Genomic DNA, 13,430 nt, shown 5'->3' with positions numbered 1-13,430 from the left:
GGTGTTTCGGCGCTTCTTCGTTGAGGTATCGGGGTCGACTGTGCGGTTCAGGCTGCGTCCGAGTGACGATTCGTTCTACGAGCTCTTCAGCCGCGCGGCGCAGAATCTCGTCAAGGGCACCGACCTGCTCTCCGAGCTGGCCGTCCCGGGCGCCGACGTGCAGTCGGTGAGCGAGCGGTTGGTCGAGGTCGAGCACGACAGCGACGCGATCACGCACGAGCTCTACAAGAAGATCAACTCCAGCTTCATCACGCCCTTCGACCGCGAGGACATCTACCGCCTCGGGTCGCTCCTGGACGACGTGATGGACCACCTGGAGGCGGTGGGCAGCCTGCTGTACCTCTACGGCCTCACCAAGCTCCCGACGCTCCCCCGCGAGATCCACGAGATCGTCAAGGTGCTCGACCAGCAGTCCCGGCTGACCGCCGACGCCATGCCGCGGCTGAAGTCCATGAAGGACCTGGAGCCCTACTGGGTGGAGTGCAACCGCCTGGAGAACGACGGTGACAGCGCCTACCGGATGGCGCTGGTGCGCCTGTTCTCCGGCGAGTACGACGCGCTGACCGTGCTCAAGATGAAGGAGGTCATCGACGAGCTCGAGGCCGCCTGCGACGCCTTCGAGCACGTGGCCAACACCGTCGAGACCATTGTGGTCAAGGAGTCGTAGCCATCAGCGCGCAGCTCGTCGCGGTCCTCGCCGTCATCACGGTGGCGCTGGTCTTCGACTACACCAACGGCTTCCACGACGCCGCCAACGCCATCGCCACCTCGGTGTCCACCCGCGCGCTCACCCCGCGGGTGGGCCTGACCATGGCCGCGCTCGGCAACTTCATCGGCGCCCACCTCGGCGGCCACGTCGCCAAGACCGTCGGCAGCGGCATCATCGACCCGCCCACCGGCCTGAACGGCCTGGGCATCGTGTTCTCCGGGGTGCTCGGGGCGATCGCCTGGAACCTCATCACGTGGTACTTCGGCCTGCCCTCCTCGTCCTCGCACTCGCTGTTCGGCGGCCTCGTCGGGGCGTCGTTGTGCGCCGTGTGGCTCGGCGTCGACGCCGAGGTGCTCTGGTCCGGCATCCTCGAGAAGGTCGTCGTGCCGATGGTCGCCTCGCCGCTCATCGGGTTCGTCCTGGGCGGCCTGCTCATGATCGCCATCATGTGGGCGTTCCGCCACGGCCCGCCGCGCAGCCAGGGCTTCCGCCGGGCGCAGACGGTCTCGGCGGCGGCGATGGCGGTCGGGCACGGCATGCAGGACGCGGCCAAGACGATGGGCATCATCGTGCTGGCGCTCTACACGGGCGGCTACCACAGCAGCAAGACCGACATCCCGGAGTGGGTGTTCCTGGCCTGCTCGACGGTCCTGGCCCTGGGCACCTACTCGGGCGGCTGGCGCATCATCCGCACCCTCGGCCGCAAGGTCATCGACCTGGACCCGGCGCAGGGCTTCGCGGCCGAGACGGTCGCCGCCGGCGTGCTGTTCACCACCTCGCAGCTGGGCCTGCCGATCTCGACGACGCACAGCATCACCTCGGCGATCATGGGCGTTGGCGCCACCAAGCGCCTGTCGGCGGTGCGCTGGCAGGTCGCCGGCAACATCCTCATCGCCTGGGTGCTGACCTTCCCGGCCGCCGCCGTGATCGCGATGCTGGCCTACCTGGTCGCCCACTTCGCGTTCTGAGCGCGTTCACGGCGACCCGTACCGCTCGCGGGGTGCGAGGCCCAGCTCGGCCCGCAGGCCGTTCTCGGTGAGCTGCAGCGGGTGGCGGGGGTCGATGCGGTTGGGCGTGCCCGGGTCGCCGTCGTCGTCGATCGCCAGCCCCACGGCCTGCCGCTCGTTGTTCGGCACCGGCGGGCCGCCCGCGTACTGGCGGTCGGGCCCGCTGGACTGGTTGTACGGGTCGTGGTTGTCGCTGCCGTGCTCGTAGTCGTGTACGTGCGCCAACTCGTGGAACAGCGTGACGATCGGCGGCCGCGCGTCGTACGCCGGGTTGTACTGGATCGTCGGCACCCCGCCGTCGTAGGACGCGTAGCCGTTGGCGTCCGCGGTCGGCACGATGTGCAGCCGCACCCCCGACGCCCGCAGGTCCTCGAGCATCGCCCGCCCGGTCGCCGAGGCCGCGAGCAGGTCCAGGTCGGCGCGGACGCGCGCCTGATACGCGGGGTCGCCGCCGACGTCGATGAACCCGGTCAGGTCCCCGCCGACCGCGGTCGCCCGCAGCCGCTCGACCCCGGTGACGGCGTCGTCGCCCTGCCCGTAGAGCGTGTCGGACCCGTCGCCGCCGGTCACCGTGTCCTGGCCGCGGCCGCTGTACTCCACATCGTCCCCGCCCCCGCCGGCCACCAGGTCATCGCCCGCCCCGCCGGAGACCACATCGGCGCCGCCGTCCCCGGCCACCAGGTCACCACCGGCGCCACCGTCGGCGAAGTCGTCGCCCTCGCCGCCACGCACCACGTCGGAGCCGTCGAGGCCATACAGGGTGTCGTCGCCGCGGCCGCCCTCGAGCCGGTCGTCGCCGGCGCCGCCGTCGAGGTAGTCCCGCTCGTCGCCGCCGTCGAGCAGATCGAACCCGGCCCCGCCCTCCAGGCGATCGCCTCCCCCGCCACCCGCCACGACATCGTCGCCGTCGCCGCCGGAGAGCCGGTCGTCGGCAGTACCCCCGAAAAGAAAGTCAGCACCGGAGCCACCGGTGGCATCGTCGGCGCCGAAGCCGCCCCACAGCCGATCGTCGCCGTCGCCGAGGTCGGCCCGCTCGACCGCGTCCTTCGGCACCGTCTTGGCGGCCGGCGCCATCGCGCCGAGGCTGACCCGGTCCGCACCGGCCCCGCCGGCCACCGTGTCCACGCCCATCCCGGCGATCAGCACGTCGTCGCCGCGGCCGCCGGTGAGCCGGTCGTTGCCGTCGCCGCCGAGCACGGTCACGCCGTCACTCCCGTCGGCCCGGACGGTATCGTCGCCGCCGCCGGTGCGCAGCACGAGCCGCGCGCCGGCCGGGACGGTGAGCCGCTGCCCGTCGACGACCACGAAGCCGTCCCCGATCTCGACCCGGTTCGCGCCCCCGCCGGCCTGCACCACGAACAGGTCGCCGACCAGTCGCGCGTCGAGTTCGCCGGTGGCCGGCGGCGGGGTCCAGGCCGGGAACATCCGGCCGATGGCGGGCCGCCAGGTGCGGGCCAGCATACCCCAGCGATCCAGTGCGGCGCTCAGCCGTCCGCGCTGCTCGGCCAGCCCCTGCTCCACGTCGGCCCGGATCGCCACCGCCTCCGCGACCGCCGTGCGCACCGCCTCCACCTGAGCGGCATCGGCCGGTTCGAACGTGACCGTTCCGGACAACCGCCGCTGTGGTACGGCCGCCGCCCGCGCGAACGCGGTGTCGAGCTGGTCCTGGGCCCGCCGCAGCAGCGCGGCCGCACCGTCGAGGGCCAGGGCCGTCGCGTCGGTGGCGGCGTCGAGCTCGACCAGGCTGTCGGCGTACTGCCGGTAGTGCCGCCGGAACCCGTCCGCCGCGGCACCGTCCCAGTCCCCGCCGAGGACCGGCGCCGCGGCTCCGGCGAGCGCGTCGGCACCCGCGCGCACGTCCGCACCGACGGCCCGCCACCCCGCCGCGGCCCGGCCGAGCAGCTCCGGCCGCGCGGCCAGCGCCCAGCGGTCGTCCACGGTGATGGTGGCGTCCTCGGCCGGCGGCGGCGTCACAGCGCCACCCGCCGCGCGTTGCCGACGGTCTGCATGCTCGCCCGGTCGGCCTCGCGGTAGGCGAACGCGGTCTGCAGCAACGCGTCCGCGTCCTCCTCGAGCACCTCGACGTGGGCCGCGACGGCCGCCTGGGCCTGCGCGCCGACGGCCGCGGCCAGCTCGGCCAGCGCGGCCGCTCCCGCCGGGTCGCCGAACGCGTCGGCGGGCAGGGTCAGCTCGCGCAAACCGGAGCGGTAGTGCTCCCCGACGGTGGCGGCCGCGGTCAGGGCGGCCGCGGCGAGGGCGATCAACTCGTCCGGATCGGCCCGGAGTTCCTGCGCCATACGCCGCACCGTAGTGACGGCGGGACACCGCGTCCGCCCCGTTCAGCCCTCAGCTTGAATAGTCAAGTCCGATAAGTCCGGACACTTCGGCCAGCAGCCGGAGGATGTCGAGCGTCTCCGCCATGGGCACGATCGTGCTGTCGAGCCGGCCCTCACGCAGGCAGCGGTGCACCTCGGCCGCCTCGAACTGGTAGCCCTTCCCCTCGTACGGCAGGTCGAACTCCTCGGCCTCGGCGCCGCGCCACAGCGTGAAGCCGTGCGGGTGGAAGAAGTCCCGCTCGACCTCGATGCGCCCCAGCGTGCCGGTGACGGTGCCGGTGCGGGCCGTGTCGCCGAGCAGCGAACAGGTCAGCGCGGCGACGGCGCCGGTGTCGTAGCCGAACAGCATGCCGGTGTTCTCGTCGACGCCCCCGGCGCTCAGCCGGGCCCAGGCCCGCACCGAGGTGGGCGCGCCCAGGAACAGGTGGGCGAACGTGACGGGGTATATCCCCACGTCGTACAGGGCCCCGCCGCCGAGCTTGCGGTCCCGCAGCCGTGAGTCCTCCGGGAACGGCCCCTGCATGCCGAAGTCGGCGTGGACCGCGACCGGGTCACCGATGGCGCCGTCGCGCACCAGCTCGGCCATCTTGCGGATCGCCGGGATGCACCGCATCCACATGGCCTCCATCAGGAACACCCCGCCGGACCGAGCCGTCTGCGCCATCTCCTCGGCCTCGGCCACCGCGAGCGTCAGCGGCTTCTCGCACAGCACCGCCTTGCCGGCCCGCAGCGCCAGCATCGAGGCCTCGTAGTGCGCGTTGTGCGGGGTGGCGATGTAGATCGCGTCGACGTCGGGGTCCTCGACCAGCGCCGCCCACGAGCCGTGGGCCCGGGCCACACCGTGGGCGGCGGCGAAGCGCTCGGCCGACTCGGCGGTGCGCGACCCGACCGCCGCGAGCTCCGCGCCCGGCAGCAGCTTCAGGTCCTCGGCGAACGTGGCGGCGATGGAGCCGGTCGACAGGATGCCCCAGCGGATGCGATCAGTCATGGCCGTAGCTTAGGTGGGTATAGCGGGAGTCATGAACGACCAGCACATGGACGGCCCGGACGCCGCACACACCCGCCCCGAAGGCCTCGCGGACGAGACGGTCGAGGCGCTCGGCAAGCTCAGCGAGGCCCTGGAGACCGTCGAGCGGGCCCGGGGCCGCCTGTACGACCTGCACCAGCTCATCGGCCACGCCGACCTCATGCTCGACGACGCCGTCTCGCTGCTGCGCGCGGCCGGGCACGACAAGGTCGCCGACCGGGTGGCGACCGACGTGCTCGGGCGCAACGTGATCGCCGGGCGCTGGACCTTCCAGATCGTCGAGGACTTCGACGACGGGTATTACAGCACGTTCAAAGCGGTCGAGAAGGACGCCCGGGACGAACTGGCCCAGGGCCGCCGGCACCTGTTCGAGGCCGAGATGAAGGAGCGGCGGCGCACCCATGGACGCGCCGGCCACGAGGCGACCCCGTAGGTTGGCCCCATGGTTGAGTTTCAGCTCCCGCCACAGCTGGCCGAGATGGCCCGGCGCTTCGAGCGCGAGGGCGGCGTGCCGGTGGAGGCCCGGCTGGCCAGCACGGTGGTGCTCCTGCGGGAGCCGTACGAGGTGTATCTGATCCGCCGGGTCGCGACGATGGCGTTCGCGGCGTCGATGTACGCGTTCCCGGGCGGTGGGGTCGACCCGCGCGACGCCACCGTCCAGCCCGGCTGGGCCGGCCCCGCCCCGGCCGAGTGGGCGGCGCGGCTGCGGCTCGACGAGCCCGTGGCCCGCTCCGTCGTCTGCGCGGCCGTGCGGGAGGTGTTCGAGGAGTCCGGGGTGCTGCTGGCCGGGGCCGACGCGGACACGGTCGTCGGCGACGTCAGCGGCCCGGACTGGGAGGCGGCGCGGCGGGCGCTGATCGACCGGGAGCTGGGCTTCGCCGAGTTCCTCGAGCGCAACGGCCTCGTCCTGCGCAGCGACCTGCTGGTGCCGTGGTCGCGGTGGGTCACGCCGGAGTTCGAGCCGCGGCGCTTCGACACCTACTTTTTCCTCGCCCTGCTGCCCAAGGGGCAGGTGACCCGGGACGTGGGCGGCGAGGCCGACGACCACGTGTGGTCCGCACCGGGCGAGGCGGCCGACGGCCGCTACACGATGCTGCCGCCGACCCGTTACACCCTGCTGGAGCTCGCGGAGGCCGGCGGCATCGACGGTGCCCTGGCGGCGGCGCCGGCCCGGAACCCGGCCGACGCCATCCGCCCTGTTGCTTGAGTCGCCGGATTAACCGAAGCGGCCCGTGATGTAGTCCTCGGTCTTCTTCACCGAGGGGTTGGTGAAGATCTTCGCCGTGTCGTCGTACTCGATGAGCCGGCCCGGCTCCCCGGTCTTGTCGATCGAGAAGAAGCCGGTGCGGTCCGAGACGCGGGCCGCCTGCTGCATGTTGTGCGTGACGATGACGATCGTGAACTGGTTCTTCAGTTCGGTGATCAGGTCCTCGATCGCGAGCGTCGAGATCGGGTCGAGGGCCGAGCAGGGCTCGTCCATCAGCACGACCTGCGGCTCGACCGCGATCGTGCGGGCGATGCACAGCCGCTGCTGCTGACCGCCGGACAGGCCGGCGCCGGGGCGGCCCAGCCGGTCCTTGACCTCGTTCCAGAGGTTGGCGCTGCGCAGCGCCTTCTCCGCGACCTCTTCCAGCACCGACTTCTTCCGCACGCCGTTGAGGCGCAGGCCGGCGACGACGTTCTCGAAGATCGACATCGTCGGGAACGGGTTGGGGCGCTGGAAGACCATGCCGATCATCCGGCGCACGGCCGTGACGTCGACATCCCGGTCGTAGATGTTCTGCCCGTCGATCAGGAGCTGGCCCTCGATCCGCGCGTTGGGCAGCACCTCGTGCATGCGGTTGATCGACCGCAGGAACGTGGACTTGCCGCAACCCGACGGCCCGATCAGGGCGGTGACCGACTTGGGCTCGATCGTCATCGACACGCCGTCGATGGCCTTGAACGATCCGTAGTACGAGGTGACGCCGTGGGCTTCGATCCGCTTTGCCATAGTGGCGCTCCAGTGATTATCGGGCGAGCTTGTTGCGGCGGGCGAGCAGCTTCGCCGCAACGGTGAGGACCAGGACGAGGACAACCAGCGTCAGCGCGGCCGTCCAGGCCCGCCCCGGTGAGAACTCCGAGGCGACACCGGCCTGCTGATACACGAACAGCGAGAGGGACGACTGGTTGCCGTCGAACAGGTTGAAGTTGATCGCGGAGGCACCACCGGCGACGAGCAGCACCGGTGCCGTCTCACCGCAGGCGCGGGCCACCGCCAGCATGACACCGGTGACGATGCCGGGGCCGGCGGTGGGCAGCACGATGCTCACGATCGTCTTCCACTTCGGCACGCCGAGGGCGTAGGAGCCCTCCCGCAGCGCCGTCGGCACCAGCCGGAGCATCTCCTCGCTGGAGCGGACCACGGTCGGCAGCATGAGCACGCTGAGCGACAGGCCGGCGGCGAAGCCCGAGTAGTGGGCGAAGCCGTCGGAGCTGTACAGCGGCGTGATCGTGAACACCCAGAACGACAGGATGAACAGACCCGCCACGATCGACGGGATACCGGTCATGACGTCGACGAAGAACCGGATCGTGTTGGCGAAGAAGCCCCGGCCGTATTCCACGATGTAGATCGCGCCGAGGATGCCCAGCGGCACCGTGATGAGCGTCGCGATGCCGGCCTGCTCGATCGTGCCGATGATCGCGTGGTAGGCGCCGCCGTTGGCGTCGAACGGGCCGATGTTGTTCATCGAGCTGTTGAAGAAGTTGCCGTCGAGCCGCTCGGTGCCCTTGTCCAGCAGCGTCCACACCACCGAGAGCAGCGGCAGCAGGGCCAGGAGGAAGGCGGCGTAGATCAGGATCGTCGCCATGCGGTTGCGCGCGGAGCGACCGCCCTCGACGACCGTCGCCGCGACCCCCATGAGGACCACGAAGAGGATCGCCGCGACGACGCCGGTGAGCACCCAGCCGCCGGCCCCGGTGAGGTTGATCAGCACGTAGGACAGCGCGACCGCCGCGACGGCCGCCACCAAGGGCGTCCAGTTCGGCAGCGACTTGGTCCGCAGCTGGGACGCGTCGGTCACGCCCAGGCTGCGGGTCGGGGTGGAGGTATCGACGGCCATTACGCGCTGCCTCCCACGAACTCACGACGCCGGTACACGATCGCGCGGGCGGCCATGTTGACGACGAGGGTGATGGCGAAGAGCACGAGACCGGACGCGATGAGCGCGCTGCGGCCGAACTCGTTGGCCTCGCCGAACCGGCTGGCGATGTTGGAGGCGATCGTGACGCCGCCGGGGCCCAGCAGGTCGAAGTTGACGGCGAAGACACTGCCGAGGGTCAGGGCCAGCGCGATCGTCTCGCCCAGCGCGCGGCCGAGGCCGAGCATGACCGAGGCGATGATGCCGGCGCGGCCGTAGGGGATCACCGCGGTGCGGATCATCTCCCACTTGGTCGAGCCGAGTGCGAGGGCCGCCTCCTGGTTCTCCGGCGGGGTCTGCAGGAAGACCTCGCGGGACAGGGAGGTCACGATCGGCAGCACCATGATGGCGAGGACGACCGAGCCCAGCAGGACCGACTTGCCGTAGGGGCCGTCACTGCCGAAGATCGGCAGCCAGCCGGCGACGTCGTGGAGCCACTTCGAGAAGTTCGCGATGGGCTCGTAGAAGTAGTCGCGGCCCCAGAGACCGAAGACGACACTGGGCACCGCCGCGAGCAGGTCGATGATGAAGCTCAGCGTCGTGGCGACGCGCCGGTGCGCGTAGTGCGAGAGGCACAGCGCGATGCCGAGCGCCACCGGAACCGCCATCAGCAGCGCGAGCGCCGCCGTCAGCACGGTGCCGAACGCGGTGGCCGCGATGCCGAACTTCGGCTGGTCACCGTCGGTGAACCAGTCCTTGTAGGTCAGGAAGTTCTCGGTGTCCTTGTTGATGGCCGGGATCGCCTTGACCAGGAGGAAAATGGCGATGGCGGCGATGATGACGAGCACCATCGAGCCTGCGGCCGTGGCGGTCCCGCGGAAGATCATGTCTCCGCTGAACCGCTTGCGCGGCGGAAGACCGCCACCCCCGTCGGGCGAACCGACGGAGGTGGCGGGCTGAGTCGTCTGGCTCAACGAGACTTCCTGTCAGGCCAGGTTCTTGATGGAGGCTTCGACCTTGGCGCGAACCGTCTCGGGCAGCGGGGCGTAGCCCAGCTTGTCGAGCTGCTTCTGGCCGTCGGAGCTGACCGTGAAGCCGAGGAAGCCCTTGAGGAGCGGGAGCTTGTCGGCCGCGTTGCCCTTGCTGCAGACGATCTCGTAGGTCACCAGGACGATCGGGTAGGCCCCGGCCTCGGTGGTCTTGTAGTCGATCGTCAGCGCGAGGTCGTCGCCGGTGCCGGTGATCTTGGCGCCCGCGATGGTCTTGCCGGCCGCCTCACCGGTCAGCGCGGTGTACTCACCGGCGCCGTTGTAGACCTTGGCGGTGGCGAGGGTGTTGGTCTTGGCGAACGACCACTCCACGTAGCCGATGGCGCCCGCGGTCTTCTTGATCGCGCCGGCCACACCGTCGGACTTCTGCTCGCCGGAGCCGCCCGGGGCCTTCCAGACCTTGTCCTTGCCGAAGGTCCAGACGCTCGGCGAGACGGAGGTCAGGTAACCGGTGAAGTTCTCCGTGGTGCCGGAGGAGTCACCGCGGTGCACGGCGAGGATCGCGGTCGACGGGAGCGTGGCGCTCGGGTTGTCGGCCTTGATCGCGGCGTCGTCCCACGTCTTGATCGTGCCGGCGAAGATCTTGGCCAGCGTGTCCGGCTTGAGCTGCAGGTCCTTGACGCCGTCGAGGTTGTAGGCGATCGCGATCGGACCGGTCACCATCGGCAGGTTGAGCGCCGGGGCGCCGCCACAGCGGGCAGCGGCCTTGGTCTGCTCGTCGCCGGCCTTCAGCGAGGAGTCGGAGCCGGCGAAGTCCGCCGTGCCGCCCTGGAACGCCGTGATGCCCGCACCGGAGGCGGTCGCCTGGTAGTTCACCTGGGCGCCCGAGCACTTCTGCTGGTAGGCCTTGGCCCACTCGGACATGGCGTTGCCCTGGGCGCTGGAGCCCTGCGAGGTAAGCGTGCCACTCGCACACGCGACGGTGCTGCCGGCGCCCTGGGAGGCGCCACCGTTCGTGGCCGAGGTGGAGGGTTCGTTGTTGTCCGAGCCGCACGCGGCGAGCGCGAGCGTCGCGGTGAGCGCGAAGCCGGCGATGAGGCCGTGCCGCTTGAAGTTCACTGCGGTCCCTTCGTCGGGGGGTAAACCGACTTCCGTCGCCTGGGGAGGGTTTCGGAAGGCCGACGCAGGCCGTCGACTTGAAAGGACGCTAAGAGCGGCAGGTAACCGCTCCTCCGGGGAAGGGTGAACGAGCAGTGAACAGGTCACTGTCAGCGGATGACGGCTGACCGGAGGCGAGCTGACCATTGGGTGAACTGCCCAAAGGTGATGCCTGGTGCCCGGTTTTGCCCCGTGATCACCGTCACCGGGAGTAGTCAGTGATCACGTCGATACTGAACGTCACCGGTCCAGTGGGCGAAGCCGAGCTTCCGGTACAGGGTCACGGCGCGGGGATTGTCCTCGTCCACATACAGCATGACCTGGTCGAGTCCGCGGTCGCGCAGGTGGTGCAGCCCGGCGAGGGTCAGCGCCCGGCCGAGCCCGCCGCCGTGGGCGTCGGGAGCCACACCGAGAACGTACACCTCACCGATCGGCTCGGGGCCCTCGTGCACCTTGGTCCAGTGGAAGCCCACCAACCGGCCGTCCCGCTCGGCCAGCAGGAAGCCGGCCGGGTCGAACCAGGGCTCGGCGAGGCGCAGGCGCAGGTCCGCGCGGGTCCACTTGCCCTGCTCGGGGTGCTGGGCGAACGCGGCCGCGTTGAGGGCCAGCCAGGCCTCGTCGTCCTCACCGGGGACGAAGGCTCGTAGCAGTACCCCTGGAGGAAGCTCGTAATCGGCGATCGGGGCGGACAGGGCGCGCCGCAGCTGCAGCAGCACCCGGGCCCGGTCGAAGCCCAGCCGGATGGCGAGCGCGGACGCCGACGGGTGGTCGCCGTGTGCCCAGACCAACAGGCCGTGGTCCGCGCTTTCGGCCAGTACCGCGGTGGCCAGGGCCCGCCCGAGCCCGTGCCGCCGGTGCAGCGGGTGCACCACGAACTCCGCCGAGGTGTCCTCGACCTGCGCATAGCCGACGATCTGCCCGTCATTTCCGGCCAGCAGGTGTACTCCGGGTGCGTCCAGATGCAGCATGACCTGCTCCGACAGCGGCAGCGTCCCGTCGGTGTCATCGGCCGCGCGGACGAGCGCGCGCACCTGGTCGACCTGCTCGGGCGTGAGAAGGCCGACCCGGTGCACCAGCGTCATGAGATCAACTTAGGCGATCAGCGCCGGATCAGACCCGGACCGGCTCGGAGTCGTGCAGCGGCCGCGACGGCGGGACGACGAACTTGTAGCCGACCTGGCGCACGGTGCCGATCATCGACTCGTATTCGGAGCCGAGCTTGGCCCGCAGTCGCCGCACGTGCACGTCGACGGTCCGGGTGCCGCCGAAGTAGTCGTAGCCCCAGACCTCGCGCAGCAGCTGGTCGCGGGTGAACACCCGGCCCGGGTGCTGGGCCAGGAACTTCAGCAGCTCGAACTCCTTGTAGGTGAGGTCGAGCGGGCGGCCCTTGAGCTTGGCGGCGTAGGTGTCCGGGTCGATGGACAGCTCGCCGGCCTTGATCATGCCGCCGCTCGCGGCCGCGGCGGAGTTGAGCCGGCCGACGGCCAGGCGCAGGCGGGCCTCGATCTCGGCCGGGCCGGCGGTGGCCAGGATGACGTCGTCGAGGCCCCAGTCGGCGTGCAGGGCGACCAGGCCGGCCTCGGTGACGACGGCGAGCAGCGGGACGCCGAGCCCGGTGGCGTGCAGCATCCGGCACGTGGCGCGGGCGTCGGCGAGCTCAGTGCGGGCGTCGACGACAACGGCGTCGGGGCTGGGCCCGCTCACCAGGGTGCGGACGTCGCGCGGGGCGGTGCGCACAGTGTGGGGCAGCAGGTCGAGGCCCGGCAGGACCACCTGGCCCGCGGGAGCCGCGGTCAGCAGCAGAATCTCCACGAGTCACCTCCGTGGCCGCGGCGCACCTCGTCGTGAGGGCGCTGTGGCGCCCCTGGAGAGGGCGGCGGCTCGCTGTCGACCCGGCAACAATGACGGGCGGTTGTGGGTGTATCCCGCATGAGAATATCGGAGTATTCACGTTTTGCGACCGGTCGAATCGCAGTTCGGGACAGTCGGCTGAGCCACACCCCACCGGTTCCGCCGACATGGTATGCGCGCGCGGCCGCTTTTCCGCCGATTCCGGCAGGGCCGACTCGGCTGGAACCGGCCGGCTCTGGCACGATTCGGAGCGTGCCCGCAACCCCGTCGCCCGCCGAAGACTTCGGCACCTGGCCCGAGTCCGCCGAGCCGGCCGCCCGCCGTCGCCCCGACGGTGACGGACACCACTCAGTGGGTGACCCTCAATCGGGTGAGGACGGCTCCCGGTCGCCGCAGCCGCTGCTGCCGCCGGTCCGCCGGTTCGTCTCGCTCGGTGTGGCGGGGTTCGCGGCTCTGGTCGCCATCGCCCTGATCGTCGGGGCACAGACCCGGCACGAGTCCTACGCCGTGGTGATGTTCGGCGTCCAGGCGCTCTTCGTCGCCGTCTGGGTGATGGCGAGCCGCCCGCCGGCCCCCAAGGTCGTCGGGACGGTCGGTCTGGCCGTGGCCCTCGGCACCGACGTGGCCGCGGTGTTCACCCGGCCGGCGTCGCTGGCGCCCCTCGCCTACGTCACCGCGGCCGGCTTCATCATCGGCGTCGTCGGCCAGCTCACCCGCCCGGCCGGCCGCCAGCGGGTCACGGAGTCGCTGGGCTCGTCGCTCGTGGTGACCCTGGGCGTCGTCTCCTTTGCCAGCCTCATCGTGCTGGGCCGCAGCCCGAAGGGCACCCAGGCGATCGTCGCCTGCCTGGCCGCGGCCGGGATCGCCCTGCTCATCGCCCGCCTCAGCGACTCGATCGCGGCCGTGCCCCGCATCGCGCCCCAGGTGCCCCGCGGCGGCGCCGGCGTGGTGCTGGGCACGATGGTCGGCACGGCCGCAGCCGGCGCCATCGGCAACTACCTCGACGGGCTCAGCCCGCTGCCGAGCGCCCTGGCCGGCCTGGCCACGGCGATCGTGGCGGTGATGGTGGACCTGTCGGTCGGCTACGCCGAGGCGAGCCGGATCATCGACGGGGACGAGCCGGCCCTCTGGCTGGCCCGGCACATCCAGGGTCCGATCGGCGCGATGGCGTTCGCCGCTCCGGCCGCCTACGTGGCTAGCACGCTCCTGCTTCTATAGGCGGTATCCCTTC

14 protein-coding genes are annotated in these 13,430 nt (G+C 71.2%); 5 read left to right on the top strand and 9 right to left on the bottom strand.

What is annotated here, in order from left to right; genetic code table 11:
* Window positions 1-40 precede the first annotated feature (40 nt).
* The gene (locus ACIA8L_RS02440) at window positions 41-667 is read left to right on the top strand and encodes a DUF47 domain-containing protein (protein WP_395899590.1); all 627 of its coding nucleotides are present in this window, start codon (window positions 41-43) and stop codon (window positions 665-667) included.
* A gap of 2 nt (window positions 668-669) precedes the next feature.
* Window positions 670-1,677: an anion permease gene (locus tag ACIA8L_RS02435; RefSeq protein WP_395901689.1), complete on the top strand. Its 1,008-nt coding sequence runs from the start codon at window positions 670-672 to the stop codon at window positions 1,675-1,677.
* Between the two features lie 6 nt (window positions 1,678-1,683).
* Here ACIA8L_RS02435 and ACIA8L_RS02430 read toward each other — a convergent pair whose 3' ends face one another.
* The 3 genes from ACIA8L_RS02430 to ACIA8L_RS02420 are packed head-to-tail and all read right to left on the bottom strand — an operon-like array spanning window position 1,684 to window position 5,040.
* On the bottom strand, window positions 1,684-3,690 hold the full coding sequence (locus ACIA8L_RS02430; RefSeq protein ID WP_395899588.1) for a M91 family zinc metallopeptidase: 2,007 nt from the start codon (window positions 3,688-3,690) through the stop codon (window positions 1,684-1,686).
* Complete coding sequence (locus ACIA8L_RS02425; protein WP_395899586.1) at window positions 3,687-4,013, bottom strand: hypothetical protein; 327 nt, start codon at window positions 4,011-4,013, stop codon at window positions 3,687-3,689. Before ACIA8L_RS02425 ends, ACIA8L_RS02430 begins: the two co-directional genes overlap by 4 nt.
* Window positions 4,014-4,062: 49 nt before the next feature.
* Window positions 4,063-5,040, bottom strand: a complete 978-nt coding sequence (locus tag ACIA8L_RS02420) for a Gfo/Idh/MocA family protein (protein WP_395899584.1) — start codon at window positions 5,038-5,040, stop codon at window positions 4,063-4,065.
* A 31-nt stretch (window positions 5,041-5,071) separates the two neighbouring features.
* On the opposite strand from ACIA8L_RS02420, the gene ACIA8L_RS02415 reads away from it, so the two are divergent.
* Window positions 5,072-5,512: a hypothetical protein gene (locus ACIA8L_RS02415; RefSeq protein WP_395899582.1), complete on the top strand. Its 441-nt coding sequence runs from the start codon at window positions 5,072-5,074 to the stop codon at window positions 5,510-5,512.
* 9 nt (window positions 5,513-5,521) lie between these two features.
* A complete protein-coding gene (locus ACIA8L_RS02410; protein ID WP_395899580.1) occupies window positions 5,522-6,286 on the top strand; it encodes an NUDIX hydrolase in 765 nt (254 codons plus the stop codon).
* 9 nt (window positions 6,287-6,295) lie between these two features.
* Here the strand turns inward: ACIA8L_RS02410 and pstB are convergent, their stop codons facing one another.
* The 6 genes from pstB to ACIA8L_RS02380 form a co-directional block, all read right to left on the bottom strand.
* A complete protein-coding gene (gene pstB / locus ACIA8L_RS02405; protein WP_223100928.1) occupies window positions 6,296-7,072 on the bottom strand; it encodes a phosphate ABC transporter ATP-binding protein PstB in 777 nt (258 codons plus the stop codon).
* Window positions 7,073-7,088: 16 nt separating this feature from the next.
* Complete coding sequence (gene pstA / locus ACIA8L_RS02400; RefSeq protein WP_395899577.1) at window positions 7,089-8,183, bottom strand: phosphate ABC transporter permease PstA; 1,095 nt, start codon at window positions 8,181-8,183, stop codon at window positions 7,089-7,091.
* Window positions 8,183-9,088: a phosphate ABC transporter permease subunit PstC gene (gene pstC / locus ACIA8L_RS02395; protein ID WP_395901687.1), complete on the bottom strand. Its 906-nt coding sequence runs from the start codon at window positions 9,086-9,088 to the stop codon at window positions 8,183-8,185. The genes pstA and pstC overlap by 1 nt, the downstream gene beginning before the upstream one ends.
* Before the next feature lie 99 nt (window positions 9,089-9,187).
* Window positions 9,188-10,309: a phosphate ABC transporter substrate-binding protein PstS gene (pstS, locus tag ACIA8L_RS02390; RefSeq protein ID WP_395899575.1), complete on the bottom strand. Its 1,122-nt coding sequence runs from the start codon at window positions 10,307-10,309 to the stop codon at window positions 9,188-9,190.
* 254 nt (window positions 10,310-10,563) lie between these two features.
* Window positions 10,564-11,430, bottom strand: coding sequence for a mycothiol synthase (gene mshD / locus ACIA8L_RS02385; RefSeq protein WP_395899573.1), 867 nt, complete (start codon window positions 11,428-11,430; stop codon window positions 10,564-10,566).
* A 28-nt stretch (window positions 11,431-11,458) separates the two neighbouring features.
* On the bottom strand, window positions 11,459-12,160 hold the full coding sequence (locus ACIA8L_RS02380) for a winged-helix domain-containing protein (RefSeq protein ID WP_395899571.1): 702 nt from the start codon (window positions 12,158-12,160) through the stop codon (window positions 11,459-11,461).
* 291 nt (window positions 12,161-12,451) lie between these two features.
* Here ACIA8L_RS02380 and ACIA8L_RS02375 point away from each other — a divergent pair, with 291 nt between their 5' ends.
* A complete protein-coding gene (locus ACIA8L_RS02375; protein WP_395899569.1) occupies window positions 12,452-13,417 on the top strand; it encodes a hypothetical protein in 966 nt (321 codons plus the stop codon).
* The last annotated feature ends 13 nt before the right edge of the window (window positions 13,418-13,430 follow it).

It is taken from the genome of Dactylosporangium sp. NPDC051541, from assembly GCF_044454505.1.
GTDB lineage: Bacteria > Actinomycetota > Actinomycetes > Mycobacteriales > Micromonosporaceae > Dactylosporangium.
The sequence above is the reverse complement of the archived record's forward strand: the minus strand, read 5'-3'. Positions and strand labels throughout refer to the sequence as shown.

What these genes read in the sequence shown, in the direction of transcription:
- pstB (WP_223100928.1), bottom strand. Translation starts at nt 7,072, where the DNA reads ATGGCAAAGCGGATCGAAGCCCACGGCGTCACCTCGTACTACGGATCG.
- ACIA8L_RS02415 (WP_395899582.1), top strand. Translation starts at nt 5,072, where the DNA reads ATGAACGACCAGCACATGGACGGCCCGGACGCCGCACACACCCGCCCC.
- ACIA8L_RS02420 (WP_395899584.1), bottom strand. Translation starts at nt 5,040, where the DNA reads ATGACTGATCGCATCCGCTGGGGCATCCTGTCGACCGGCTCCATCGCC.
- mshD (WP_395899573.1), bottom strand. Translation starts at nt 11,430, where the DNA reads ATGACGCTGGTGCACCGGGTCGGCCTTCTCACGCCCGAGCAGGTCGAC.
- ACIA8L_RS02410 (WP_395899580.1), top strand. Translation starts at nt 5,522, where the DNA reads ATGGTTGAGTTTCAGCTCCCGCCACAGCTGGCCGAGATGGCCCGGCGC.
- ACIA8L_RS02425 (WP_395899586.1), bottom strand. Translation starts at nt 4,013, where the DNA reads ATGGCGCAGGAACTCCGGGCCGATCCGGACGAGTTGATCGCCCTCGCC.
- pstC (WP_395901687.1), bottom strand. Translation starts at nt 9,088, where the DNA reads ATGATCTTCCGCGGGACCGCCACGGCCGCAGGCTCGATGGTGCTCGTC.
- pstA (WP_395899577.1), bottom strand. Translation starts at nt 8,183, where the DNA reads ATGGCCGTCGATACCTCCACCCCGACCCGCAGCCTGGGCGTGACCGAC.